Origin of the sequence: Arthrobacter glacialis (assembly GCF_002909415.1) — a bacterium.
Lineage (GTDB): Bacteria > Actinomycetota > Actinomycetes > Actinomycetales > Micrococcaceae > Specibacter > Specibacter glacialis.
In genome coordinates, this window is record NZ_PPXB01000009.1 from 73,449 (window position 1) to 97,899 (window position 24,451).

General features: G+C 62.2%; 17 protein-coding genes. 8 read left to right on the forward strand and 9 right to left on the reverse strand.

The annotated features are described in order from the left end of the window. Positions 1-273: 273 nt before the first annotated feature. Positions 274-867, forward strand: coding sequence for a MerR family transcriptional regulator (locus CVS28_RS12175; protein ID WP_103466258.1), 594 nt, complete (start codon positions 274-276; stop codon positions 865-867). A 71-nt stretch (positions 868-938) separates the two neighbouring features. Here the strand turns inward: CVS28_RS12175 and CVS28_RS12180 are convergent, their stop codons facing one another. Next, a complete protein-coding gene (locus CVS28_RS12180) occupies positions 939-1,877 on the reverse strand; it encodes an endonuclease domain-containing protein (RefSeq protein ID WP_103481675.1) in 939 nt (312 codons plus the stop codon). A gap of 141 nt (positions 1,878-2,018) precedes the next feature. Beyond that, a complete protein-coding gene (locus CVS28_RS12185) occupies positions 2,019-2,855 on the reverse strand; it encodes a ParA family protein (protein WP_103466256.1) in 837 nt (278 codons plus the stop codon). A 153-nt stretch (positions 2,856-3,008) separates the two neighbouring features. Here CVS28_RS12185 and gcvP point away from each other — a divergent pair, with 153 nt between their 5' ends. Further along, positions 3,009-5,855 (forward strand): aminomethyl-transferring glycine dehydrogenase, encoded by a 2,847-nt coding sequence (gcvP, locus tag CVS28_RS12190; RefSeq protein WP_423716401.1) that lies wholly within the window; start codon positions 3,009-3,011, stop codon positions 5,853-5,855. 306 nt (positions 5,856-6,161) lie between these two features. Beyond that, positions 6,162-9,557 (forward strand): pyruvate carboxylase, encoded by a 3,396-nt coding sequence (locus CVS28_RS12195; protein ID WP_103481676.1) that lies wholly within the window; start codon positions 6,162-6,164, stop codon positions 9,555-9,557. 84 nt (positions 9,558-9,641) lie between these two features. On the opposite strand, the gene CVS28_RS12200 is transcribed toward CVS28_RS12195, so the two are convergent. Continuing rightward, a complete protein-coding gene (locus tag CVS28_RS12200) occupies positions 9,642-11,456 on the reverse strand; it encodes an AMP-dependent synthetase/ligase (RefSeq protein WP_103466254.1) in 1,815 nt (604 codons plus the stop codon). A gap of 162 nt (positions 11,457-11,618) precedes the next feature. On the opposite strand from CVS28_RS12200, the gene CVS28_RS12205 reads away from it, so the two are divergent. After that, positions 11,619-12,674, forward strand: coding sequence for an ROK family glucokinase (locus CVS28_RS12205; RefSeq protein WP_103466253.1), 1,056 nt, complete (start codon positions 11,619-11,621; stop codon positions 12,672-12,674). 48 nt (positions 12,675-12,722) lie between these two features. Here CVS28_RS12205 and CVS28_RS12210 read toward each other — a convergent pair whose 3' ends face one another. Next, positions 12,723-13,271, reverse strand: coding sequence for a hypothetical protein (locus CVS28_RS12210; RefSeq protein ID WP_103481677.1), 549 nt, complete (start codon positions 13,269-13,271; stop codon positions 12,723-12,725). Next, complete coding sequence (locus CVS28_RS12215) at positions 13,261-14,004, reverse strand: alpha/beta hydrolase (protein WP_103481678.1); 744 nt, start codon at positions 14,002-14,004, stop codon at positions 13,261-13,263. Before CVS28_RS12215 ends, CVS28_RS12210 begins: the two co-directional genes overlap by 11 nt. Before the next feature lie 179 nt (positions 14,005-14,183). On the opposite strand from CVS28_RS12215, the gene CVS28_RS12220 reads away from it, so the two are divergent. Together CVS28_RS12220 and CVS28_RS12225 are read left to right on the forward strand one after the other, a co-directional pair. Continuing rightward, the gene (locus tag CVS28_RS12220; RefSeq protein WP_103466250.1) at positions 14,184-15,074 is read left to right on the forward strand and encodes a lysophospholipid acyltransferase family protein; all 891 of its coding nucleotides are present in this window, start codon (positions 14,184-14,186) and stop codon (positions 15,072-15,074) included. Positions 15,075-15,173: 99 nt separating this feature from the next. Next, positions 15,174-16,571 (forward strand): class II 3-deoxy-7-phosphoheptulonate synthase, encoded by a 1,398-nt coding sequence (locus CVS28_RS12225; RefSeq protein ID WP_103466249.1) that lies wholly within the window; start codon positions 15,174-15,176, stop codon positions 16,569-16,571. A gap of 181 nt (positions 16,572-16,752) precedes the next feature. Here the strand turns inward: CVS28_RS12225 and pknB are convergent, their stop codons facing one another. Then, complete coding sequence (pknB, locus tag CVS28_RS12230; protein ID WP_103481679.1) at positions 16,753-18,846, reverse strand: Stk1 family PASTA domain-containing Ser/Thr kinase; 2,094 nt, start codon at positions 18,844-18,846, stop codon at positions 16,753-16,755. A gap of 109 nt (positions 18,847-18,955) precedes the next feature. Beyond that, positions 18,956-20,329, reverse strand: a complete 1,374-nt coding sequence (locus tag CVS28_RS12235) for a LysM peptidoglycan-binding domain-containing protein (RefSeq protein ID WP_103481680.1) — start codon at positions 20,327-20,329, stop codon at positions 18,956-18,958. A gap of 173 nt (positions 20,330-20,502) precedes the next feature. On the opposite strand from CVS28_RS12235, the gene CVS28_RS12240 reads away from it, so the two are divergent. Continuing rightward, on the forward strand, positions 20,503-20,856 hold the full coding sequence (locus CVS28_RS12240) for an Rv2175c family DNA-binding protein (protein ID WP_103466326.1): 354 nt from the start codon (positions 20,503-20,505) through the stop codon (positions 20,854-20,856). A 207-nt stretch (positions 20,857-21,063) separates the two neighbouring features. Here CVS28_RS12240 and CVS28_RS12245 read toward each other — a convergent pair whose 3' ends face one another. Both CVS28_RS12245 and CVS28_RS12250 read right to left on the reverse strand, forming a co-directional pair. Continuing rightward, positions 21,064-22,167 carry a polyprenyl synthetase family protein gene (locus tag CVS28_RS12245; RefSeq protein ID WP_103466246.1) on the reverse strand — a complete coding sequence of 368 codons (1,104 nt, stop codon included), beginning with the start codon at positions 22,165-22,167 and terminating at the stop codon, positions 21,064-21,066. 106 nt (positions 22,168-22,273) lie between these two features. Further along, positions 22,274-22,837 (reverse strand): hypothetical protein, encoded by a 564-nt coding sequence (locus CVS28_RS12250; protein WP_103481681.1) that lies wholly within the window; start codon positions 22,835-22,837, stop codon positions 22,274-22,276. A 192-nt stretch (positions 22,838-23,029) separates the two neighbouring features. Here CVS28_RS12250 and dinB point away from each other — a divergent pair, with 192 nt between their 5' ends. Continuing rightward, positions 23,030-24,187 (forward strand): DNA polymerase IV, encoded by a 1,158-nt coding sequence (dinB, locus tag CVS28_RS12255; protein WP_103481752.1) that lies wholly within the window; start codon positions 23,030-23,032, stop codon positions 24,185-24,187. Positions 24,188-24,451: the final 264 nt, after the last annotated feature.

The following is a 24,451-nucleotide window of genomic DNA, read 5'->3' on the forward strand; positions in this document are numbered from 1 at the left end:
TCGCGTATTCTAGGGAATTTTGGCGAATCTCTAACCTTAAAGCTGAGGCTGAAACTTTCGACACGGCAAAATTGTTGTGCAAACGTCTTTGACCTTGCTCCCGCGGCGTTCTAACGTCGAAGTATAGAGTTCCCCATTGCGAGCCGCGGCTGGTACGGGCACACTGGAAGATTAGAGCCGTTAAAGTCTCATTTAAAGTCTCATTCCGGGTGTTTTGTGCTGTGCTGCGAGTTGGCAGCCCATCCATTCGGGGACTGTCAACAGGAGGATAACGTGAGTCCCACGAGCGATGCTGGCGAGCTGGCGGCAACCGTTGTCCCCAGCCCCGCTACAAGGGCCGGTGCCCAGGGCTTGCTCTTCACCGAGGATCTGCCTGTTCTTGACGAACATGCCGGCTACCGCGGACCTACAGCGTGCAAAGCGGCCGGGATCACCTACCGCCAGCTGGACTACTGGGCCCGCACCGGCTTAGTCGAACCGGCCGTGCGAGGCGCCGCAGGTTCAGGATCACAGCGCCTCTATGGTTTCCGAGACATCTTGGTGCTCAAAGTCGTCAAGCGCCTTTTGGACACCGGCGTATCACTGCAGCAAATTCGCACAGCCGTTGAACACCTGCGTGAGCGCGGCGTTGAGGACCTCGCCCAAATCACCTTGATGAGCGATGGCGCATCGGTATACGAGTGCACCTCAGCCGATGAGGTCATCGATCTGGTGCAAGGCGGCCAGGGCGTGTTCGGCATTGCCGTGGGCCGTGTGTGGCGCGAGGTTGAAGGCAGCCTGGCAGCCCTGCCCAGCGAACACGCAGCGGTTCAGGGCTACGCCGACGACGAGCTCAGCAAACGCCGCGCCAACCGCAAAATCTCCTAGCTTTTCCAACTGACCCGCAGAAAACGGCGAAAATACACGGTTTTACCGTGATTTTCGCCGTTTTCTGCGGGTCAGTTCTTTTTGGGCCGCCAGCCACGGCTGTAGAGCGCGTCGCGGATTTTGCGGACGGCCGCCTTGGCATCGTCACGCATGTGAACCTTGCCGATGCGCACCTCAACCCACCCAGCTTCCTGAAAGTCCTCTTGGCGCAGGATGTCGCGGCCCACCTGCTCTGACTCATTGTGGGTGCCGCCGTCATATTCAACAGCAACACAATAGTCGGGGAACTGCGCGTCGGGTGTGCGTGACTTTCCATGGGCCAGAGCCACGGGTACGTTGATCAGTGGCTCCGGCAAACCTGCATCGGCAAGAGCCAGACGCAGCCGGGTTTCGGGTGCAGAATCCGAACCCACGCGGGCCAGTGTCAGGGCTTGTCGGGCCTTCTGGATTCCGGGTGTCCCTTTGTGGCGTTCCAGCATTTGTTCGAGTTCTGCAAGGGTTGCGTAGGGTTCGGTCCGGTCTTCGAACTCGGGGCGCGGGAGTCGGAGGAGATGGTCGGCCACAACAACCAGCTCCTCGATGGACATGCGCCGTGAGCAATCTAGCCACGTGCGGACCCGCGTGGTGAGCCACAGCCCGTCGAGGCAGAACACCTCGTCGTCACGGAATTTGGTCGTGTGGCCATGGATTCCGGCACGTCGGGGTTCATCGTGGGGCGCTTGGCGGGAAATGTGGATCACGTTGTCGTCACTGCCGGGCAGGAAACCCGGAAACTCCCAAATAGTGAACGCCGTGGCATGGGATGCTGCCGAATATCCGGTTACCTGCGTGAACGGTGCGGTGAGCAGCGCCAGAGATGCGTCCTGGATGTTGATGGCCTTGATGCCGCGGCTGAGCCTGAGCACATCGGCGTGCTTGAGCCTGCCCGGGCCTACGCCAAGGAAATTGGCCAGTTCAATGCTGAACGGCCCTGCGAGCAACTCGGGTGGAAAGTTTTCTGGATGGAACATGGTTCCAGCATGGCAACTATTCTGGTTCAGCGTTTGGGTTATCCACAGTTGGCGGCCCATTAAGCAACTGACCCGCAGAAAACGGCGAAAAGTAACGTTTTTCGCGTAATTTTCGGCAGTTTCTGCGGGTCAGTTGGAAAGCTAGCCGCGGTAGAGGCGACTTCTGGTGGCGCTCTGGTTGAGCACCGAATCCAACAACCGGTCGAACAACGCCGAGGCGTTTTTGGCAGAATCGCCGGGCCACTGGTGCACCGGGTGGGCGGCGCCCTGGATCTGCTGCCAGTTGGCCTGCTCGGGAATGGTGGGGGAGAGCAGCAACTCGCCGAACATGGTGTTCATCTCGGCCAACCGGTAAGCATGCTCGTTGGAGCCAGTGCGGACACGGTTGGCCACAATGCCGGCCGGAACCAGTGCCGGGGCAAATTCTGTGCGGAACAGTTCAATGGCGCGCAGGGTGCGCTGGGTGCCGGCCACGGAGAACAGGCCAGGCTCAGCCACCAGGAGCACACGGCTGCTGGCCGTCCAGGCCATGCGGGTCAGGCCGTTCAGTGACGGCGGGCAGTCGATGAGCACCAATTGGTACGGTGCTGTGCCGTCCCGGTCGGCATTCGCCAAAACTGTGGCGAGCCGGCGGAGATCGCGTTTGCCCAAATCGGGGCGGTCGTAGATGCCGCTGAACGCCGAGCCCATGGCGACGTCAAGGGTTGGTGTGGCCACGCCGTCGTGCTTATGGGCGGCAAGCCACCCGCTGGGAACCACATTGGCGCCCAGATCTGCCTTGCGGGAGGTCTTGATGAGCTGGCCGATGTCCAGCTGGCCACGCGCCGCAACGCCCAGGCCGGTGGTGGCGTCGGCGTGCGGGTCAAGGTCAATCACCAGGGTGGGGATGCCCGCCGCCAATGCTGCTGACGCCAAGCCAAGCGTGACTGAGGTCTTGCCGACCCCACCTTTGAGGCTGCTGATACTCACTACTTGCACGGATGAACCATTACCCTTTGCGTTGCTTACTCAAACATGTGCTGCTGCGAATAGCCGTGACACATACAATGGCTGTGGAACGTTCGCGACTTGGAGAACCCATTGACAAATACCGCTGAAAATTTGCCCGGACACCAGAACACAAACGACCTCGTGTCGGCCGTGTTTAGTGATCGACACATTGGGGTTACTGCGCAGCCCCACATTCATCATATGTTGAGCACTCTTGAATTTGGCTCTTTAGAGGAGCTTTCGGAGGCCGCGCTGCCGGAATCTATCTATACGGCTGAGCCGATGAAGCTCCAAGCCGCCGTCTCCGAGGAAGCAATGCTTGCTGAATTGCGGGCTCTGGCGGGCAAAAACACGGTTAACAAGTCCTTCATCGGCCAGGGCTACTACGGCACCCACACCCCGGGTGTGATTCAGCGCAACGTGCTGGAAAGTCCCGCCTGGTACACGGCCTACACCCCTTATCAGCCGGAAATTTCCCAGGGCCGCCTGGAAGCTCTGCTGAATTTCCAAACTGTCGTGTCGGATTTGAGTGGCATGCTCACGGCCAACGCCTCCATGCTGGATGAGGGAACCGCCGCCGCCGAGGCTGTGGCCCTCATGCGCCGCACCAACCGCACCGCCCCGGACAGTGCCGTTCTGTTGGTGGACGCCGATGTGTTCCCGCAGACCCTGGCCGTGGTGACCACCCGCGCCAAGGCCATGGGCCTGCCACTGCTGGTTCACGACTTCGACGGCGAACTCCCTGACGTTGAGTTCTTTGGCGTGCTTCTGCAGTACCCGGGCGATTCCGGCCGGGTCCGCGAGATTGCCCCGATCATTGCCGCCGCCAAGGAGCGTAAGGCCGTGGTGGCGGTTGCCGCCGACCTGCTGGCGCTGACCCTGCTGGAATCCCCGGGTGCGCTGGGCGCTGACCTGGCCGTTGGCACCTCCCAGCGATTCGGCGTTCCCATGGGCTTTGGTGGCCCGCACGCAGGCTACATGGCAGTGCGCAAGGGCCTTGAACGGTCCCTGCCGGGGCGCCTGGTGGGTGTGTCCAAGGACGCCGCCGGGAACCAGGCCTACCGCCTGGCCCTGCAGACCCGCGAGCAGCACATCCGCCGCGAAAAGGCCACCTCCAACATCTGTACAGCACAGGTTCTGCTGGCAGTCATGGCCGGCATGTACGCCGTCTACCACGGCCCGGAAGGGCTGCGAAAGATCGCCACCCGTGTCCATGTCCGTGCACAGGCCGTGGCAGCGGCAGCAACCGCGGCAGGCCACACGGTTATCCACGCCAACTTCTTTGACACCGTGAAGATCAAGGTCACTTCGCAGAGCGGACACGCGGCCGCAGAGCTGGTTGCCGCAGCCCACCGCGCCGGCTACCTGCTCCGCCAGGTTGACCATGACCACCTCCAGATCGCCGTGGACGAGACCACCACAGAGGCCGATGTTGCTGCGTTGGCGGCCTTGTTCGGCGCTGAGGCGCCGGAATCCGCCAACGATGCGGCCGCCGTCGTGCTTCCAACACCCGTCCGGGCCACGGATTACATGACCAACCCCGTGTTCCATGCGCACAACTCCGAAACCCAGATGCTGCGCTACCTGCGCAAGCTCTCGGACGCGGACTACGCGCTGGATCGCGGCATGATTCCGCTGGGTTCATGCACCATGAAGCTCAACGCCACGGCCGAGATGGCTGCCGTGACCTGGCCCGAGTTCTCCAATCTGCACCCCTTTGCGCCTGCCTCGGACACCGTGGGCATGGTGGAAATGGCAACTCAGCTGGAGTCATGGCTGGCCGAGATCACCGGCTATGACGCCGTCTCCGTGCAGCCCAACGCCGGCTCACAGGGCGAGTTTGCCGGCCTCATGGCCATCCGCGCCTTCCACGTGGAAAACGGCAACCCGGACCGAGACATCGTGCTGATCCCGACCTCCGCCCACGGCACCAACGCGGCATCCGCCGTCATGGCCGGGCTGAAGGTTGTTGCTGTGGCCACCGACGGCTTCGGCAACATCGACATCGACGACCTCAAGCGCCAGATCGCCACACACGAGAACCGCCTGGCCGCCATCATGGTCACCTACCCCTCAACCCATGGCGTGTTCGAGACCGAGATCAGCACCATCTGCGCCATGATTCACGACGCCGGAGGCCAGGTTTACGTTGACGGCGCCAACCTCAACGCCCTGGTGGGCCTGGCCCAGCCGGGCAAGTTTGGTGCCGACGTTTCCCACCTGAACCTGCATAAGACCTTCTGCATCCCGCACGGCGGCGGTGGTCCCGGTGTGGGACCCGTAGCCGTTGGCGCGCACCTGGCCAAGCACCTGCCCGCCCGCGAACTGGGCATTGACTCCTCCGTGGGTCTGGTGTCCAGCGCGCCGTACGGTTCGGCGTCGATCCTTCCCATCTCCTGGGCCTACATTCGCATGATGGGCCCGGACGGTCTGCGCCTGGCCACCCAGACTGCGATCCTGTCCGCCAACTACATTGCCCGCCGCCTGCGCGACCACTATCCGGTGCTGTACACGGGGGCCCACGATTTGGTGGCGCACGAGTGCATCCTGGACCTGCGCGGCATCACGGCAGACTCCGGGGTGACCGTTGACGATGTGGCCAAGCGCCTCATCGACTACGGCTTCCACGCACCCACCATGTCCTTCCCGGTGGCCGGCACCTTGATGGTGGAGCCCACCGAGTCCGAAGACTTGGGCGAGATTGACCGTTTTATCAACGCCATGATCTCCATCCGCAAGGAAATCGCCGCCGTCCAGGACGGCCTCTGGCCGGCCGAGGACAACCCGCTGGTCAACGCCCCGCACACAGCCCAAAGCATCACCCAGGAGTGGGAGCACCCCTACAGCCGTGAAGACGCCGTCTTCCCGGCAGGCGTGGACCCGCGGGCCAAGTACTGGCCCATTGTGCGCCGCATCGACCAAGCCTACGGCGACAGGAACCTGGTCTGCTCCTGCCCGTCCATTGAGGAACTGGCAGAAGCCTTCTAGTCCCCAGCCCCGAGGGCCCAGTCCTGTGGTTTCCAGGACTGGTCTGGCGCTGGCCGCCTCTGGGCGTTGGGACCGGCGGTACTGTTTATTACGGGACCTACGGTGAGATGCGCCACACAATTTGGTGCATGCCAGTTGGCGGGGTGAGACTGGCACCACTTTGTGTCGCAGTACAACATTAGTTTTTTACAAGGCGGCACGGTTTCGGGGCTTGCAAGGCGCCGAACACTGTGCTCTCGATTGTGATCCGCGCACTCCACTTACGGCTTGTGCGTGCCACCACACCATCGTTCACACAGGAGTGAGATGTTTTCGAAGATTCTGGTTGCCAATCGCGGCGAAATCGCTATCCGTGCTTTCCGGGCCAGCTACGAGCTCGGGGCCAAGACTGTTGCTGTTTTCCCTTATGAGGACAGAACGTCCATCCACCGGCAAAAGGCCGATGAGGCGTACCTGATAGGCGAAGAGGGGCACCCGGTGCGCGCCTACCTGGACGTGGCAGAGGTCATCCGCGTTGCCAAGGAAGCCGGCGCGGACGCCATCTACCCCGGCTACGGCTTCCTGTCTGAAAACCCGGATCTTGCGGCAGCTGCCAAGGAAGCCGGCATCACGTTCGTCGGCCCCCCAGCCGAGGTCCTCGAACTCACGGGCAACAAGGTCCATGCCATTGACGCGGCCAGAGCAGCAGGCATTCCGGTCCTCAAATCCAGTGCGCCCAGCGACAACTTGGAAGAACTGCTGGCATCGGCTGCGGACATTGGTTTCCCCATCTTTGCCAAGGCTGTGGCAGGCGGTGGCGGCCGCGGCATGCGCCGTGTGGACAAGCCAGAAGACCTTGAGGAAGCTTTGAAAGCCGCCATGCGTGAAGCGGACTCCGCATTCGGGGACGCCACCATGTTCCTGGAACAGGCCGTATTGCGCCCGCGCCACATTGAGGTCCAGATTCTGGCCGACGGCGAAGGCAATGTGGTCCACCTCTTTGAGCGTGACTGCTCCCTGCAGCGCCGCCACCAAAAAGTCATTGAAATCGCCCCGGCGCCGAACCTTGATGAGAACATCCGCAAGGCCCTCCACAGCGACGCCGTGAAGTTCGCCAAGGCCATGGGCTACGTCAACGCCGGCACAGTCGAGTTCCTCGTGGACACCGTGGGGGAGCGGGCCGGCCAGCACGTCTTTATTGAGATGAACCCGCGCATCCAGGTGGAGCACACGGTCACCGAGGAGATCACAGACGTCGACCTGGTCCAAGCCCAGCTGCGCATCGCCGCGGGGGAGACCCTGGCCGATCTGGGCCTGACCCAGGAAAACATCCACGTCAAGGGTGCGGCCCTGCAGTGCCGCATCACCACCGAAGACCCCTCAAACGGCTTCCGGCCCGACGTCGGAAAGATCACCACCTACCGCTCAGCTGGTGGCGCGGGCATCAGGCTCGACGGCGGCACCATTTACGCCGGTGCCGAGATCAGCCCGCACTTTGATTCCATGCTGGTCAAGCTCACCTGCCGCGGGCGCGACTACCCCGCAGCGGTGGCCCGTGCCCGACGTGCCCTGGCAGAGTTCCGAATCCGCGGCGTGTCCACCAACATTTCCTTCCTGCAGGCAGTTTTGGAAGACCCCGCCTTCAACGCAGGCGATGTGGCAACGTCCTTCATCGATGAGCGCCCCGAATTGCTGAACTCACATGTCTCCTCGGACCGTGGCACCAAGCTGCTGACCTGGTTGGCTGATGTGAGCGTCAACAAGCCGCACGGGGAGCTGACCGTGCTGGCAGACCCCGCCAGCAAACTGCCCGAGGTTGACGTGGCCCAGGCTCCGGCCGGAACACGGCAACTGCTCGCCGAGCTGGGTCCGGAAGGGTTCGCCGCAGGGTTGCGCGCTCAAACTGCTGTGGCCGTCACTGACACCACCTTCCGCGACGCGCACCAGTCCCTGCTGGCCACCCGCGTGCGCACCCGGGACCTGCTGGCAGCCGGCCCGGCAGTGTCGGTCCTGACGCCCCAGCTGCTCTCGGTTGAGGCCTGGGGTGGTGCCACCTATGACGTTGCCCTCCGCTTCCTCGGTGAGGACCCCTGGGAGCGCCTGGCCAAACTGCGCGAAGCCCTGCCCAACGTGTGTTTGCAAATGCTCCTGCGCGGGCGCAACACTGTTGGCTACACGCCCTACCCGGCAGAAGTTACGGATGCGTTCGTGGCTGAAGCTGCAGCCAGTGGCATCGACATCTTCCGCATCTTCGACGCCCTCAACGACGTTGACCAGATGGAACCTGCCATCAAGGCTGTGCGCGCCACGGGGACAGCCGTCGCCGAAGTAGCCCTCTGCTACACGGGTGACCTGCTGGACCCAGCCGAGACCATCTACACCCTTGACTACTACCTGGAACTGGCGCAGCGCATTGTCGATGCCGGCGCCCACATCCTGGCCATCAAGGACATGGCTGGGGTTTTGCGCCCGGCAGCCGCCGCCAAGCTGGTCACGGCACTGCGCGAACGCTTTGACCTGCCGGTGCACCTGCACACGCACGACACGGCGGGCGGCCAGCTGGCCACGCTGATGGCGGCCATCAATGCAGGGGTCGACGCCGTTGACGTCGCCTCGGCGTCGTTGGCCGGCACCACCAGCCAACCCTCTGCCTCGGCCCTGGTTGCAGCCCTGGCCCACACCGAACGCGACACAGGCATTGACCTGGCGGCCATCAGCTCGCTGGAACCGTACTGGGAAGCCGTGCGGCGCCTGTACTCGCCCTTCGAATCAGGACTGGCAGCGCCCACGGGCCGTGTGTACCTGCACGAAATCCCGGGCGGCCAGCTGTCGAACCTGCGCCAACAGGCCATCGCCTTGGGCTTGGGGGAGCGCTTCGAGGAGATCGAGGATATGTACACGGCGGCGGACAGGATCCTGGGGCACCTGGTCAAGGTCACGCCGTCGTCCAAGGTGGTGGGCGATTTGGCCCTGCACCTGGTGGGCATCAAGGCCGATCCTGCCGATTTCGAGGCAAACCCGCAAAACTACGACATCCCCGATTCCGTGGTGGGCTTCCTGGGCGGCGAGCTGGGCACCCCTCCCGGTGGCTGGCCGGAACCGTTCCGCACCAAGGCCTTGCAGGGGCGCACCATTGTTGAGCGCATGGGCACCTTGACTGGGGCCGACAGTGCTGAATTGGCCGGCGAGAGCACCACCCGCCGGGCAGCCTTGAACCGACTGCTGTTTGCCGGCCCGACCAAGGATTTCCAGGCCGTGCGCAAAACCTACGGTGACGTCTCCGTGCTGGACACCCGCGATTACCTGTACGGGCTGCGCCGCGGCGTGGAACATGTCATGGATCTGGGCAAGGGAGTGCACTTGATCGCGGAGCTGGAAACCATCTCCGAGGCCGATGAAAAGGGCATGCGCACTGTTACCTGCAAGCTCAACGGCCAGAGCCGTCCCGTCACGGTGCGGGACAGGAGCATTGAAAGCACCGTCAAGGTTGCCGAGAAGGCCGATGAGTCAGTTGCGGGCCAGGTTGCTGCGCCCTTCGCTGGCGCCGTGAGCCTGCAGGTTGCCGTGGGGGATGTGGTCGAAGCCGGTGCCACCATTGCCACCATTGAGGCCATGAAGATGGAAGCATCCATTACGACGCCGGTGGGCGGCACAGTGACCCGACTGGCTGTCGCTGAGGTCGCCCAGGTCCAAGGCGGGGACCTGTTGGCAGTCATCTCCTAAAACAAAACTGACCCGCAGTCGTGGTCGAAAAACAACGCGAAATCGCGTTTTTTCGACCACTACTGCGGGTCACTTTTTTGGTGGCTAGACGGGCTTCTTGCTTAGGTAGATTTCATCCACCACGGTGTCAAAGTCCTTCAGCACCTGGGCGCGCTTGACCTTCATGGACGGCGTCAGGTGGCCCGATGTTTCGGTGAAGTCGGTGTCAACGATCCGGAACTGCTTGATGGCCTCAGCAGCAGAAACTGTGCTGTTGGCTCGGGACACTGCGCCCTGCACAGCGGCAATGACAATGGGGTCCTTGGCTGCCGCGGCAACGCTGATGCCGGCGGTGAGGCCGTGCGCCTTGCCCCACTGCGGCAGTGCCTCCTCGTCAATGGTCACTATGGCGGCGATGAACGGGCGCTGGTCGCCAATGACCACGCACTGCGAGACGATGGCATCGGCACGGATCTGGTCCTCCAACAGGGCCGGAACCACGTTCTTTCCGCTGGAGGTGACGATGATTTCCTTCTTGCGACCTGTGATCTTCAAGAATCCTTCATCGTCCAGCTCGCCAATGTCGCCCGTTCGGAACCAGCCGTCAACAAAGGTTTCAGCCGTCAAGTCCTCGCGGCCAAAGTAGCCCTTCATGACGCAAACACCCTTGGCGAGGATCTCGCCGTCGTCGGCTATCTTTACCGCGTTGCCGGGCAGAGGGGCGCCGACTGTGCCGATGCGGATGTGTTCGGGGCGGTTGACAGTGATGGGGGCGGTGGTTTCCGTGAGCCCGTAGCCCTCAAGAATCTGCAGTCCGATGCCCTGGAAGAAGTGGCCAAGGCGCTCGCCCAACGGGCCGCCGCCGGAAACTGCGTGGCGGACGTTGCCGCCCATGGCGTTGCGCAACTTGACGTACACCAGCTTGTCAAAAACCAGGTGCTTGAGCTTCAGGCCCAAGCCAACCTTGCCATCCTGGGTTGCGCGGGAGAACTCAATGGCGGTCTTGGTGGCCGCCGCGAAGATTTTTCCTTTGCCCTCGCTCTCGGCTTTGAGGGTGGCCGAGTTGTACACCTTTTCAAAGACGCGCGGAACGGCCAAGATGAAGGTTGGCTTGAAGCTCTGGAGGTCTTCCAGGAGATGCTTGATGTCCGGAGTGTGGCCAACTTTGGCACCGCCTGCGACAGCCAGCACGGAGATGTAGCGGGCAAAAACGTGGGCCAGCGGAAGGAACATGATGGTTTGCGAACCCGGGACCACCACGGTCGCCCCCAAAACAGCCAAGGCATTCTCGCTGAGCTCCACAAAGTTTGAGTGCGTCAACATGCAGCCCTTGGGGCGCCCCGTGGTGCCGGAGGTGTAAATGATGGTGGCCACATCGGCCAAGCCATTGGCGGTGCGTGCTGCCTCGAGTGCCTCGTCCGGGACGTCCTTGCCAGCGTCGCGCAGAGTGTCCAGGCCGTCTCCTTCCAGCTGCCACACATGGGCCAAGGCATCCAGGCCTTCGTTGTGAGCGGCCTGCCGAACGATGTTCTCGTGTTTGCCGGACTCGGCAAAGACGGCGACGGCGTTGGAGTCGCCCAGGTTCCATGCCACCTGGGACGGGGAGGAGGTTTCGTAGATCGGCACGGAAACGGCACCGGCAAACCAGATGGCGAAGTCCACCAGGGACCATTCGTAGCGGGTGCGGGCCATGATGCCCACCCTGTCGCCAACATTGACTCCGACGGCTATCAGGCCCTTGGCGATGGCGCAGACATCTGCATGGAATTCCTTGGCGGAAACATCGACCCACACATTGTCTTCATTGCGACGGGAGAAAAGTGACGGGTTGTTGGCCAGCTTCGCCTGACGCAGCACGAAATCGGTGACATTCATGGTGGGCGGGCTGACGACCTTGGCCGGAACAGAAATCTCTTGCACAATAGCTCCTTTGATATGTGGGCCTGCGTTGGTGTTGCTTTACTCTATCCGGCCAGCAGGCCATCTGCCGGGAGAATTTTGTTACCGGTGAGTAACTTTATGTTGTCCAGCTCACACTTTCAATTTGGTGAATTGATTCGCCGTGCTGACTAGACTGAGCCAATGCAATTGCCGCCTCCCGATTCCGCTGTTCCAGCTCCGAACCCCGCACCCGCCCTGGCCGCGCCCGTAAGCGGCCCCAACCGTGGCGGCCTGGCTCTGGGCATTGACATTGGGGGCACCAAAGTTGCTGCCGGGGTGGTGGATGGAAACGGCGCCATCTTAGCTCAACTGCGCCGGGATACGCCCGGGCGTGATGCCCGTGCCGTGGAAGCCGTCATTGTGGAGCTGGTCAACGAACTCGATGCGAAGTACCACGTGGAGTCCATCGGCATTGGGGCTGCGGGGTGGATGGACTTGGACGGGTCCACGGTGGTTTTCAGCCCGCATTTGGCGTGGCGCGAGGAGCCCCTGCGCCAGACCCTGGAAGCCATGCTGGGGCGCCCAGTCCTAGTGACCAACGACGCCGACGCTGCGGGCTGGGCCGAATGGCGCTTTGGAGCCGGCCGCGGCCAGAACAGGCTCGTCATGCTGACGCTGGGAACCGGCATTGGCGGGGCACTGGTCATGGACGGGCGGGTGGAGCGCGGCAGTTTTGGCATGGCTGGCGAGTTTGGCCATCAAATCATCATGCCGGGCGGCCACCGCTGTGAGTGCGGCAATCGGGGTTGCTGGGAGCAGTACGCCTCGGGCAATGCACTAGGCCGTGAAGGCCGGGAACTAGCCAAGAAGCATTCACCCATGGCTGCCGGATTGTTGGGCGCCGTCAACGGTCGGGGCAAGGACATCACCGGCACAGTTGTCACGGAGCTCGCCTTGCAGGGTGAGGCGACGGCGAAGGAACTGGTCGCCGAGGTGGGCGAGTGGCTTGGGCTGGGCATCGCCAACTTGGCTGCCGCCTTGGATCCTGCGCTCTTCATCATCGGGGGCGGGTTAAGCACCGCCGGTGAGCTGTTGTTGGAGCCTGCCCGCCGAGCCTATGCCCGGAATCTCACCGGACGGGGCTACAGAAAAGAAGCCCACATCACGGTGGCCCAATTGGGTCCGGCTGCCGGGTTGATCGGCGCAGCCGACCTGGCCCGGGTCAGGGCGCACAAGGAACGAGACGCCAGCGCCTAGCCGCTTGCCAACTTCGCCGCGGCGCCTGAGCCGATCCTGTGGAGCCAACTAGACAACGGCGCCGTCGCCGCTGTCGTGGTCGCGGTGGTTCGGCAGCCGGTACAGCAAGTAGCCGGTTCCGGCCAGGAATGCCGCTATCACACCAATCACGAGCATCATGGGGATTTGGCGCCAAAAAATGGCAGCAATGACGAGAAAAATGGGGCCGCCGGCCGCGCCGATCCAAGACAGCACGATGGCTGGTTCGGAATTGGCCAGGCTGGGCAGTTCCTCCGGCACAAAGCCCTCGTCGTCGTCCTCGGCAACATAGTCGCGGGGACCCTGTGACGGGGCACCGTCTGCTGTGTAATCAGTTCCGGGGCGTTCCATGGGTGCCGGAGCTTCCTGACGCTGCCACACGCCCAGGGGGTCAAAGTCAACGACGCCCTTGGTGTCGGGCTCGACGGTGGCGGTTCCGGTGGCTGGTGGTAGTGCTGTCGCATCGGGGGCGTCCAGAAACGAATCTTCGGGTTCTTCCAGCCGGGCTACAAGGTCGCGCCACACCTCATCGTCAGTGCCGCCGGGGTGCGGGGTGCCCGCGCCGGGGTCAGAGTGCATGAATGTTCCTCCGAAAGAAGTCAGCTGACTGGGAAAAGATCAACGGTGCATCGTTGTCCATGGTGGCTACATGGTAACTGTTTTCCAGCGTCACCAGCTGCAGCTCGGCATTGCTGAGGTTTTCCTTCAGCAAGGAAATGCTGGTGTCGGGCACCACGTGGTCCACGCTGGAGCGGAATACCAGCGTGGGTGCCGTAACCTGCGGCAACCTGGCAATGGTGTCAACGAAGAGTTGGGACAGTTCGTGCACGGCTGCGACGGGTGTGCGGGTGTAGGCCTCCTCGCTGATCCCAGTCATTTTGATGTCGTCCCCAATGGCGGGCACGCTCTTGAGCAGCCACTTGAGCAGCCCGGAGTATTTGGCCCGCGGATCACTGAACGTCAGCCCCGGGTTCACCACGGCCACCCCCGCCACAGGATGAAGTGCCGCCACTCGCAACGCCAAGGCCCCTCCCATGGACATGCCGGCAACAAAAACAGTGTCGCACCGGGCTGCCAGTTCCAAATAGGACGCCTCAAAGTCCCGGTACCAATGCTCCCACGGAGTTTTGGACAGCTCCTGCCAGGTGGTGCCGTGGCCAGCCAGCAAGGGCATGTTGACGGCGAATCCTTCCTGAGCCAGATAATCGCTCCATCCCTGCATGCTGACCGGCGAACCAGTGAACCCATGGCAAACAGCAACACCGACACGGGCCAAATCCCCGTGCCCCTCTGAACGGAACGCTAGCGCCATGGTGATGGCCCCTTTCCTGCCCGGTGTGATTCGCCGGATAGATTGCTTGATTTGGCACGGCTGGGCTGTGCACTAATTGCTGCCGCTGTCACTAGACTACTGTTGGTACGTCCATGGCGGGGGTACCGCGCTGAACTCGGTCTGCCTGCAGCCGGGAGCACCAGAGGAGGAACACCACAGTGATCTATTGGGTATTGAAGAAGATTTTTCTGGGCCCGGTCCTGAAGGTACTGTTCCGTCCCTGGACGAAGGGCCTGGACAACTTGCCGACCGAGGGTCCGGCGGTGCTGGCCAGCAACCATTTGTCCTTCTCCGATTCCATTTTTATGCCCCTCATGGTGCCGCGGCCAGTGGTTTTTCTGGCCAAGAGCGACTACTTCACCGGCAAGGGCATCAAGGGCCGGCTGACGGCGGCCTTCTTTAAGCTCACCAACCAGCTGCCCATGGACCGTTCGGGAGGTGCCGCATCCGCGAGTTCCCTGGACACGGGCGTCCAGGTGCTCAAGGATGGCGGGCTTTTGGGCATTTATCCCGAGGGCACACGCAGCCCCGATGGCAGGCTTTACCGTGGCAAAGTGGGGGTGGCCAAGCTTGTGCTCACGGCCAACGTGCCGGTGATCCCTGTGGCCATGATTGGCACCGACAAGGTCCAGCCCATTGGCCGGCGGATCCCCACCATCCGCCGCCTGGGTGTGATTTTTGGTGAACCCATGGACTTTAGCCGGTACCAGGGCATGGCCGATGACAGGTTCGTGCAGCGGTCCGTCACGGATGAGATCATGTATGAACTCATGCGACTTTCCGGCCAGGAATATGTTGATTCCTACGCCACCACCGTTAAGGAGAAACTGGCGGCCGAAAAGGCCGAGAAGAACACCAAGGCGGCCCCCGGCAAAGACGGCAAGGATGGCAAAGCAACCGTAGGCGATGCCAAGAATCCGGCCGGTGCTGTGCGGCTGGAACCGGAACCGACGTTGTTGCCCGGTACGGTAAGCATCATTGGTGCCAAGACGAATACTCAGGAGGCCATGCCTCCCGCTGTGGAAGACCCGCAGGAATCAGCCAAATAGGGGCCAAATACCAGCCGCACCGGCCGGTATCTAGTCCAGGCGCCATCTCAGGACATGGACTGGTTTCTGGCCAGTCGTTCGGGGGGATAGGCTTAAGGCGTGACTGATCTAACTTTTACCTCGACACAAGCACCCGCCGCCGGAATTTCCGTCCCCGGTGCTGCCGTATATCCGGGCCTGGATGCTTGGCGCGAGTTGCCTATTGCCCAGCAGCCCACCTGGTCCGAGTCCCCGGCCTTTGAGCCCACGGTGAAGGAGCTTTCGGTCCTGCCGCCGCTGGTGTTTGCCGGTGAAGTGGACGTGTTGCGTTCACGGTTGGCCCAGGCTGCCCAGGGCAAGGCGTTCCTGCTTCAGGGCGGCGACTGTGCCGAAACTTTCGAAGCCGCCACGGCGGATAAGATCAGCGCCCGCGTCAAGACCATCCTGCAGATGGCAGTGGTGCTCACTTACGGCGCCCAGCTGCCTGTCATCAAGATGGGCCGCATGGCCGGCCAGTTCGCCAAGCCGCGTTCCTCCAATGATGAAACGCGCGACGGCGTGACCCTCCCGGCATACCGTGGCGACATCGTGAACGGCTACGACTTCACCCCGGAATCCCGCCAGCACGATCCCGCCCGCATGCTCAAGGCCTACCACACCTCGGCATCCACCTTGAATCTGATCCGCGCCTTCACGCAGGGCGGCTTTGCCGATCTGCGCAGCGTGCACGAGTGGAACAAGGGCTTCACCTCCAACCCGGCCCACAGCCGCTACGAGCAGCTGGCCAAGGACATCGACAACGCGATTAAGTTCATGGCGTCCTGCGGTGCCGATTTTGAGGCATTGAAGACTGTCGAATTCTTTGCCAGCCACGAGGCACTGCTGCTGGACTACGAGCGCGCACTGACGCGGATCGACTCACGCACGGGCCTTCCTTACGACACCTCCGCCCACTTCTTGTGGATTGGTGAGCGCACCCGCGACCTGGATCAGGCCCACGTGGAGTTCCTCTCCCGTGTCCGCAACCCGATCGGTGTGAAGCTTGGCCCCACCACGTCCCCTGATGATGCACTGCGCCTCATTGAAAAGCTTGACCCGAACCGCGAACCCGGCCGCCTGACGTTCATCACGCGCATGGGTGCCACCAACATTCGGGAGAAGCTGCCGAACCTGGTGGAGAAAGTAACGGCCTCCGGTGCGCAGGTGCTGTGGGTCACAGACCCCATGCACGGCAACACAGTCACCTCGCCCAACGGCTACAAGACCCGCAACTTTGACGACGTCATTGATGAAGTCCGCGGCTTCTTCGAAGTTCACCAGGCCCAGGGTACCTTCCCGGGTGGCCTGCACGTGGAGATGACCGGCGACGACGTGGCCGAGTGCCTCGGTGGCGCCGACCCCGTGGACCAGGAAGCGTTCCTGACCGGCTACGAGTCTGTTTGCGACCCCCGCCTGAACCACAAGCAGTCACTGGAAATGGCATTCCTGGTCGCTGAAGCACTGGGCAAGTCCAAGTAGTTCCCGCAGAAAAGTCCCGTTCAAAGGACCCCGCCCGCTTCGCGGACGCCCGAAGCCGCTCCCGGGTCCTTTGAACGGGACTTTTCTGTACCCGCTCATCCTTGAGACACCGAAACGGTCATCCGCTGCTGAAATAGCGTCAGCGGATGACCGTTTCGTCGTCCCAGCGACAGGGGCGGCGCTAGATGACCTGCAGCACGATGGTGGAGCCTTCCGGGGCTTGGCCGCCGTCGGGCGTCTGGAAGCGCACTGTGCCGAAGAATCCACCCAGCAGCTTCTCCACGCTGACCTTGAAGCCCAGGTCCTCCAGCGCCTTGGTGGCGGCGTCAACCTGCTTGCCCACCTGGTTGGGTACGGTGATCATCCGCGGTCCCTTGGAGAGCGTCAGGGTGACGGTGTCGCCGGCCTTGAGGTTGCCCGCGTCCGGACTTTGGGAGACTACCGAACCGGTGCGAACCGTGAGACTGTTGACGCGCTCGGGAGCGATGGCTGCCACCAGACCCACGGCCTTCAGGGCTGCCACGGCGTCGGCTTCGGTTTTGCCTGCCAAGGCCGGGACAGGGATGGGCTCCGGCCCCTTGGAGACCACCAGGTTCACTTTGGTGTTGGCCCGGAACTCTTTCCCCGTGGCTGGATCCTGACTCAGTACGACGCCGGCCGGCACCTTCTCGTCGAAGGTCTCCGTGACGGTGCCCACGGCCAGTTGGCCGTCGGTGAGGAGTGTCTGGGCCGCGTCCAGTGCCTGCCCGGTCACGGCGGGGACCTTGTAGAGAACAGGCCCTGCCGAGACTTTCAAGGTGACCGATTGAAACTTCCGGATCGATTCCCCGGCGCCGGGATCGGTGGCCACCACAAAACCGGCAGCAACCTTCTCATCAAACACGTTGGAGGTTGGTAGCAGCTCAAACCCTTGGGCCTGCAGCAGTTCCTGGGCTTGTGCCACTGTCTTGTTGTGGACGTCAGGGACCGTTGACAGGGCGCCGGGACCCAAAGCGAGGAACCAGCCGGCAACCGCGACAACGACGAAGAGCAGCACCACCAGAAGGCTCCACAACAGGGCCCTGCGCCGGGGGTTTTTGGGGCCAAGAACTATTTGCGGTGTGGCGGCTGCCTTGGCGCGGGCCTTGGCATCGGCGCTGGCCTGGCGCTTGGAAAGGGCAGGCGCGGAGGTGCCGTCTCCCGCCTGGGCATAGGAGCTGGCGCCGATGTGCGCGGCGCTGGTGTTCCCGGCGTCGTACATGTCCGTGCGGGAATCCTCGGTGTACAGCCTCGACGACGGCGGCAGAACTGAGGTGGGGAAGTTGGGGGCGGCAATTACGCTGGTGGCATCGTTGTGAATCGCAGAGGTTGCCTGGGAAATAGCCTCGGTGTTGGCGTTGGATCCCACCACGGGACGCTGGCCCAACGGGGTGCCGCCAAAATCCAATTCGGCAGGCGTGAGTGTCTGGCGGATATGGCGGAGGTCCTCCAGGAGTGCGGCGCCATTGGCAGGCCTGTGGTCAGGATCCTTCTCGGTCATGTAGCGCACCAGCTCGTCCATGACCGGAGGGAGCCCGGCAATGGCAAGGGAAGGCGCCGGAACGTCATCTTGGATGTGCGCCATGACCACGGCAACCGGCACTGTGCCGCGGAAGGGCTGGACGCCTGTGAGTAGTTCATAGAGCATGATGCCGGCGGAATAAATGTCGCTGCGGGCATCGCCATTGTGGCCCTGGGCAAGCTCAGGGGCAATGTAGCCCACCGTGCCCAGCAACGTTCCCGTGTTGGTGTTGGTGGTGACGGCCCGGGACAAGCCGAAGTCACCGATCTTGACCCAGCCCTGACGTGAAATCAGCACGTTCTCGGGCTTCACGTCCCGGTGAACCAGGCTGGCGTTGTGCGCGGCCGCCAGGCCCTCAACGACGGGATCCAGCAGGTCCAGCGCCTGCCGTGGGCTCAGGGCCCCACGTTGATTGATGACATCACGCAGGGTGTAGCCGTCAATGAATTCAAAGACCAGGTAGGCGTGCTGCGGACCCACACCGTGGTCATGGATTTGCACCACATGGGGGTGGGAGAGGCTCGCCGCACTTTGGGCCTCCCGCTGCAGCCGGGCAATGAAGGCGGCATCGGTGGCCAGGTGCGGATGCAGGATCTTCAGCGCAATGTTTCTGTGTAGGCGCAAGTCCTTGGCTAAATACACTGTGGACATGCCGCCGTGAGCCACCTTGGACAAAACCAGGTAGCGCTCATCAACGGTGGACCCGATCAGGGGGTCAGCTGCGGGATCTTGCACTCTTCCAGCTTATGAGTTGAAACGAAAAGGGACACCCTGCAACACAGTGCAGGGCGTCCCTTTTCGTTGAGAGCGTACTTTAGCGGGCTAAAAGTTTAGTGAAAACAATTCAGCTAAAAAGCGCACGGTTGGCTTTGATGCCGGCCACGTAAATGACAGTGTCCTTGAACATGCCGTTCACACTGACCGAGTATTGGCCCTGGTAGTAACCGGCAATGGCCAAATCCTCCGACGGTGCACCCTTGAGCAGCGCCCGAATAATCGCCACGCCGGCCGTCACATTGTCCTGCGGGTCCAACAAATTCAGCTTCCGGCCCACCAAGCCCGAGGCCCAGTCGCCGGCATCCGGGATGACCTGCATGGTGCCAATGGCGTTGGCCGGTGACACTGACTGGTGGTTGAAACCGGATTCCTGCTGCGCGAACGCCAGGGCCAGCGCGGGATCCACTCCCATGCTTGCTGCTGTGCTGGCAACAATCTCCTTCATCTGCGCCCGGTTGGGTGCCGGCGCTGCCAGAAGTTCAGCCTTGTTCTTGTTGGCGTCACTGACAACGGCATCGGGGTAGACGTAGTGCAGGAAGGTGTTGGGCACCTTCTGGTCCTCGGTCAGGGCGCCCGGGGCCGCCGGTGACGGCGCCAGCGGCGTGATGTCGCTGGAGGCAGTTCCGATTCCGGGGATCACCAGGGTTTTGCCCGGATGGATGGTGCTGCGCAGCTCCATGCTGTTCGCGGATGCCAACGCCGAAACGCTCACATCGTGGTTCGCCGCAATGGCGGAGAGGGTGTCCCCGGCCTTGATGACATAGTTGTCTCCGCCGGCAGGCTGGGCAGTGGAGACCTGCGGGGACGACGGCGCAGCCGCCGCCGCCTGGCCACCCACCTTGATCTCCTGGCCGGGATGGATGATGGAACTGCCATTGAGATTGTTCAAGGACAATACCGTTGACAGGCTCACCTTGTGCTGGGCCGCAATTCCGCTGAGCGTGTCACCGCTGCGCACTGTGTAGCTAGCTGCCGCGGTTGCCGTCGTGGGGCTGGCAGCAGCTGCCTGATCTCCGGAAATGAGCAGGACCTTGCCGGGGTGGATAATCGAAGTGGCGGAGAGGTTGTTCAGTGTGAGCACTGACTGCGTGGAGACACCGTAGCGTGCGCCAATCGCTGAGACGGTGTCGCCTGCGGCAACGGTGTGCTTGCTGTTGGTGGCGGTTTGCGCGGGCATGGTTGCCTTGGCGGGAAGTCCGCGGGGAACCGACGTTGCCACGACAGCAGCCGAAATGCTGGTGCCGGTGGACGTGCGGGCCTTGACTGCGGCAAGGACGCTCTTGCCGTCAATGGCGCCGTGGGGCGCTGTTTGGGTCTTGACCGGAGCGGCCGTTGCGGGCGGGGCCATGGCTAAGGAGGAGAGCATGACTACGGGAATGGCTGCTGTGGCGACTGCTGCTAGCTGCTTGCCGGCGGTAGTCGAGGGGCGTGTGGGTGTCATGGGTGCATACCTCAAGTTTTCCGTTACGGATGATGCTATTGGTAACGATGTTACTGATGTGACTCAAATTGAACCTACACTAAACCACCAGCGTGGCGGGTTTATTTGTGGAATCAGGCACAATTTATTGGCAGCTTTATACCGTGGGAGCTGATCTGTGGGAACCTTTGAGTGTGAGTAAAGTTGAAACAGTAGTCAGCGAATGGCTGCCCCTGCCCGATGTAGCCGAGAAACTTGATGTCTCGGTCACCAAAGTCCACGCCATGGTCAAGGACGGTTCCTTGCTGGCAGCACGTATAGGTGAACGCTCAATTCGAGCTGTTCCGGCCGAATTCTTTGCCGATGACCACATCCTGGAAAGCCTGCGCGGCACCATCTCGGTGCTTCACGATGCAGGATTTGAAGATGACGAAGCCATTGTTTGGCTCTTCACCTTTGATGAGTCATTGCCGGGCCGTCCCATCGATGCCCTGCACGCCGGCCGGAAGACTGAAATTCGCCGTCGCGCATCAGCCTTGGGCTGGTAATTCAAAACCTTTGAAGTGTTGGGCCCCAGCGTCGCGGGCCTGGCACTGCCAGCGCGCCCGTCCCCGCTTTTCGCACCCGTTCCTACGGGTGCGAAAAGCGGGGACGGGCGCGTCTGCTTAACCGTTGGGAGCGGCTGGTGGGCCCACAGCTCCGAGAGGCTCCAATGGGAGACGCGCCAGCGGATCTCATTGGAGAGGAGCTGGGGACTAGGACGTCCTGGAAACGGCGCCGCGGCCCAAAGCTGACAGCGCCACCGACACAAAGTCCTCGATGGGCAACGTGTCCAAGGCGGCAAAGGCCGTTTCACTGAGATCCGCGATCATGGCCTCGGTGCTGGCAAGCGCCCCCGACTCGACCATGATGGCGCACAGGCGGGCCACCTCGGCGTCCGTCAAGTCCTGGCGGCCCAGATTTTTATCAACAAATTCCTTCTCGGCCTCTGCCGCGGCGTCAATGGTCAGTCCCACCAAGACCGTTCGTTTGCCTTCGCGAAGATCGTCGCCAGCCGGCTTTCCCGTTTGTACCGGGTCCCCAAAAACTCCCAGGACGTCGTCGCGCAGTTGGAAGGCCTCACCCAAAGGCAGGGCGAAGGCGCTGTAACCCGCCAGAAGTGACTCTTGGGCGCCGGCCAGTGCGCCACCGAGCACCAGGGGGTGCTCCGAGGAGTATTTGGCACTCTTAAAGCGAATGATGGCCGATGCCCTGGCCACAGCAGTGTTGTGTGGTTTTGAGGGGCCGGCCACTTCTTCCAAAATATCCAGGTACTGCCCCGCCATGACCTCTGTTCGCATGAGGTTGAAAACCGCACGGGCCCGTGGGTTGCTGCCCTGGTCCACGCGGGCGAACATTTCCTCGCTCAGGGACAGGCACAGGTCGCCTGTCAGAATGGCCGCAGCATGGCCGAATCGTTCAGCGTCCAAAGCCCAGCCCTGATCAGCGTGGAGCGTGCTGAACTGCTTGTGCACGCTGGGCCCGCCGCGGCGGGTATCCGAGCGGTCAATAATGTCATCGTGGATCAAGGCCGCGGCTTGAAAGAGTTCCAGGGCCGCTCCCGCGGCAATGATTGACGTCGAATCGGCGGCGCCCCCCGCGCCGCGCCAGCCCCAGTAACACAGCAGCGCGCGCATCCGTTTTCCACCAGTGACAAGTGTCTTGATGGAATCGATCAGGACCAGCGTCGCCGGAGAAATCTCGGCCAAGAGCTGGTGCTTCTCGGCCAGGAAGTCATTCAATTGCGCGGCAACGCCAGCAATGTAGGCCTCGTTTTCACCAGCAATGGCGGCGTCAGTCTGCTCAGGCGTTGCGTTCATGCTTTCAGAGTTCCTAGCTGTGGGAGGTGCTGGCCGGTCGTAGGGGGGTTGCGCAGGGAGGGCATGATCTTGCCCGGGGCATGCTGCGCCGTTGAACTGGGTGAATCTACTTCAGCGAGGCAGGCAACAATGTGGCGCCCACCGTGAAGGTGGCTGTGGCCGCTGTTTGGACCACCGAGACGGTGATGATTTCCTGGCCCCCAGCCCGGATAAACGTCTTCAGCGGCACTCCGTCCACGGCGTCGCCGGGCTGGGCAGTGAAGCCCTGGTCGGTAAAGACCTTGGAGTAGTAGCTCAAAACATCGGCGGCAGGGGCCGTCACTGTGGCAGTCAGTGCGGCAACGGAAACAGGTGTGGTCAGCTGAACGCTGGACGCCTGGATCTGCGCGCCCGTCATGAGCGGGACCACCGTCTTGGGAAAGCCGTCAACGAGCTCCTTCACAGCCGACTTTGCGGTGGCAGCGGCCGTTTCGGTGCCTGAGGCGGTAGCCGCAGCGGTTGAGGGTGTAGCCGCTGGCGCACTTGACGCGGTTGCAGTTGGCGTGTTGGTGGGTGTGGCCGGGCTTGAGCAAGCGGCCAAAAGTATCACGGCGGAACTTGCCGCGACGCCGAACAGGCCCCTGCGTGCGAGCAACAGGGGGGAGCCGGGGCGGGGTGTGGAGTTTGTCATGACTTTTCCTTTGCTGCCGGTGCCGGTGCGTTGGCACCAACTCTCAGTTTACCCACTACGGGCAACGGTACCCCAGCACATGTTGTGCACCTCACTCCCGCAGTGGGGTGCAGCGTTCACCATCACTAGACTTGAGGGGTGAACCAGCAACTGCAGCAGGACAAGCTTCCCGAGCAAGACGGCTGCACCATCATGCATGTTGACATGGACGCGTTCTTTGTCTCGGTGGAGTTGCGCGAGCGCCCGGATTTGGTGGGCAAGAAGGTTATAGTTGGCCACCCGCTGGGACGTTCGGTGGTGCTTTCAGCCTCCTATGAAGCCCGGGCCGTGGGGGTTCGCTCGGCCATGCCCATGGCGACTGCGCTACGCCTGTGCCCGACCGCCGTCGTGATTGAACCTCGCCACCAGCTCTACTATCAGGTTTCGGCCCAGGTGATGGAGGTCTTCAACTCCATCACTGACACGGTGGAGCAACTGAGTGTGGATGAGGCGTTTCTGGACATTCGCGGTGCTCTCCGGCGTTTGGGTACGCCCTTGGAAATTGGGGCGTTGATCCGTTCGCGGATTTCTGCGGAGATAGGAATTACTGCCTCGGTGGGGATAGCGGCGAGCAAATTTGTGGCCAAGGTGGCGTCAACCCGGTGCAAACCCAATGGGATGCTGCTGATCGAGCAGGAAGGCACAGTGGCCTACCTGCACACCTTGCCGGTGGAAGCCCTGTGGGGAGTGGGGGCAAAAACCCGTGAAGTCCTGGCCCGTCTGGGGATCTTCACCGTGGCGGATGTTGCCGCCACTCCCGTGGCAAGCTTGCAAAAGGCCCTGGGCAGCACAGGGTCCGCCCTGCATGCGCTGTCATGGGGGATCGATCCGCGCCCCGTGTCAACGGTGCGCGCGGAGAAGAGTATTGGTGCCGAGGAGACTTTCGCCCAAGACACGTACGACGACGAGATTCTCACCCGTGAACTGTTGCGCCTCTCGCACCGGGTGGCCGCGCGGCTGCGGCTTGCCAATCTCAGTGGCCGCACCCTGGCCTTGAAAATCAAGTACACAGACTTTTCGACCATCACCCGGTCCAAAACCTTGGGAGCGGGCACTGACAGTGCCGCCCAAATCTACGCAGGGGCCGTGGCGCTGCTACTTGCCCTCGGGACCAGACCCCAGAGCGTGCGCCTGATAGGGGTGCGCATTGACCAGCTGGAATCGGTGGACTCTGCCCCACTGCAATTTTCCCTGGACCCGCGTGAGGACAATAACCGTAGTACAGAGGTGGTGGGTGATGCCATTGCGGCACGCTTTGGCAGCGCCAAAATCGTGCCGGCCAGGCTCCTGAAACCGCGGGATTCACCGTAAACAAAAATTGCGTTTGTTACGCCACCGTGCAGGACGGGTGGGGCGCGTTTTCCAGGCCCTGAACGGCGACTCGCAACTCTCACGTGGAGCTTGTCAACACCTTTGCAGATGCGGGTTTCAGATCGGCAAAATCAAGCCTATTGTTAGTACAAGGAGTTAAATCTTGGATGGCTTCCCAACTCATTGACGATCTGGGTAAATTAGGGACACGGCGTGTACCTGACCCCCGGGGAACCGATGACGTTGCAAGGACGTTAACGAGTA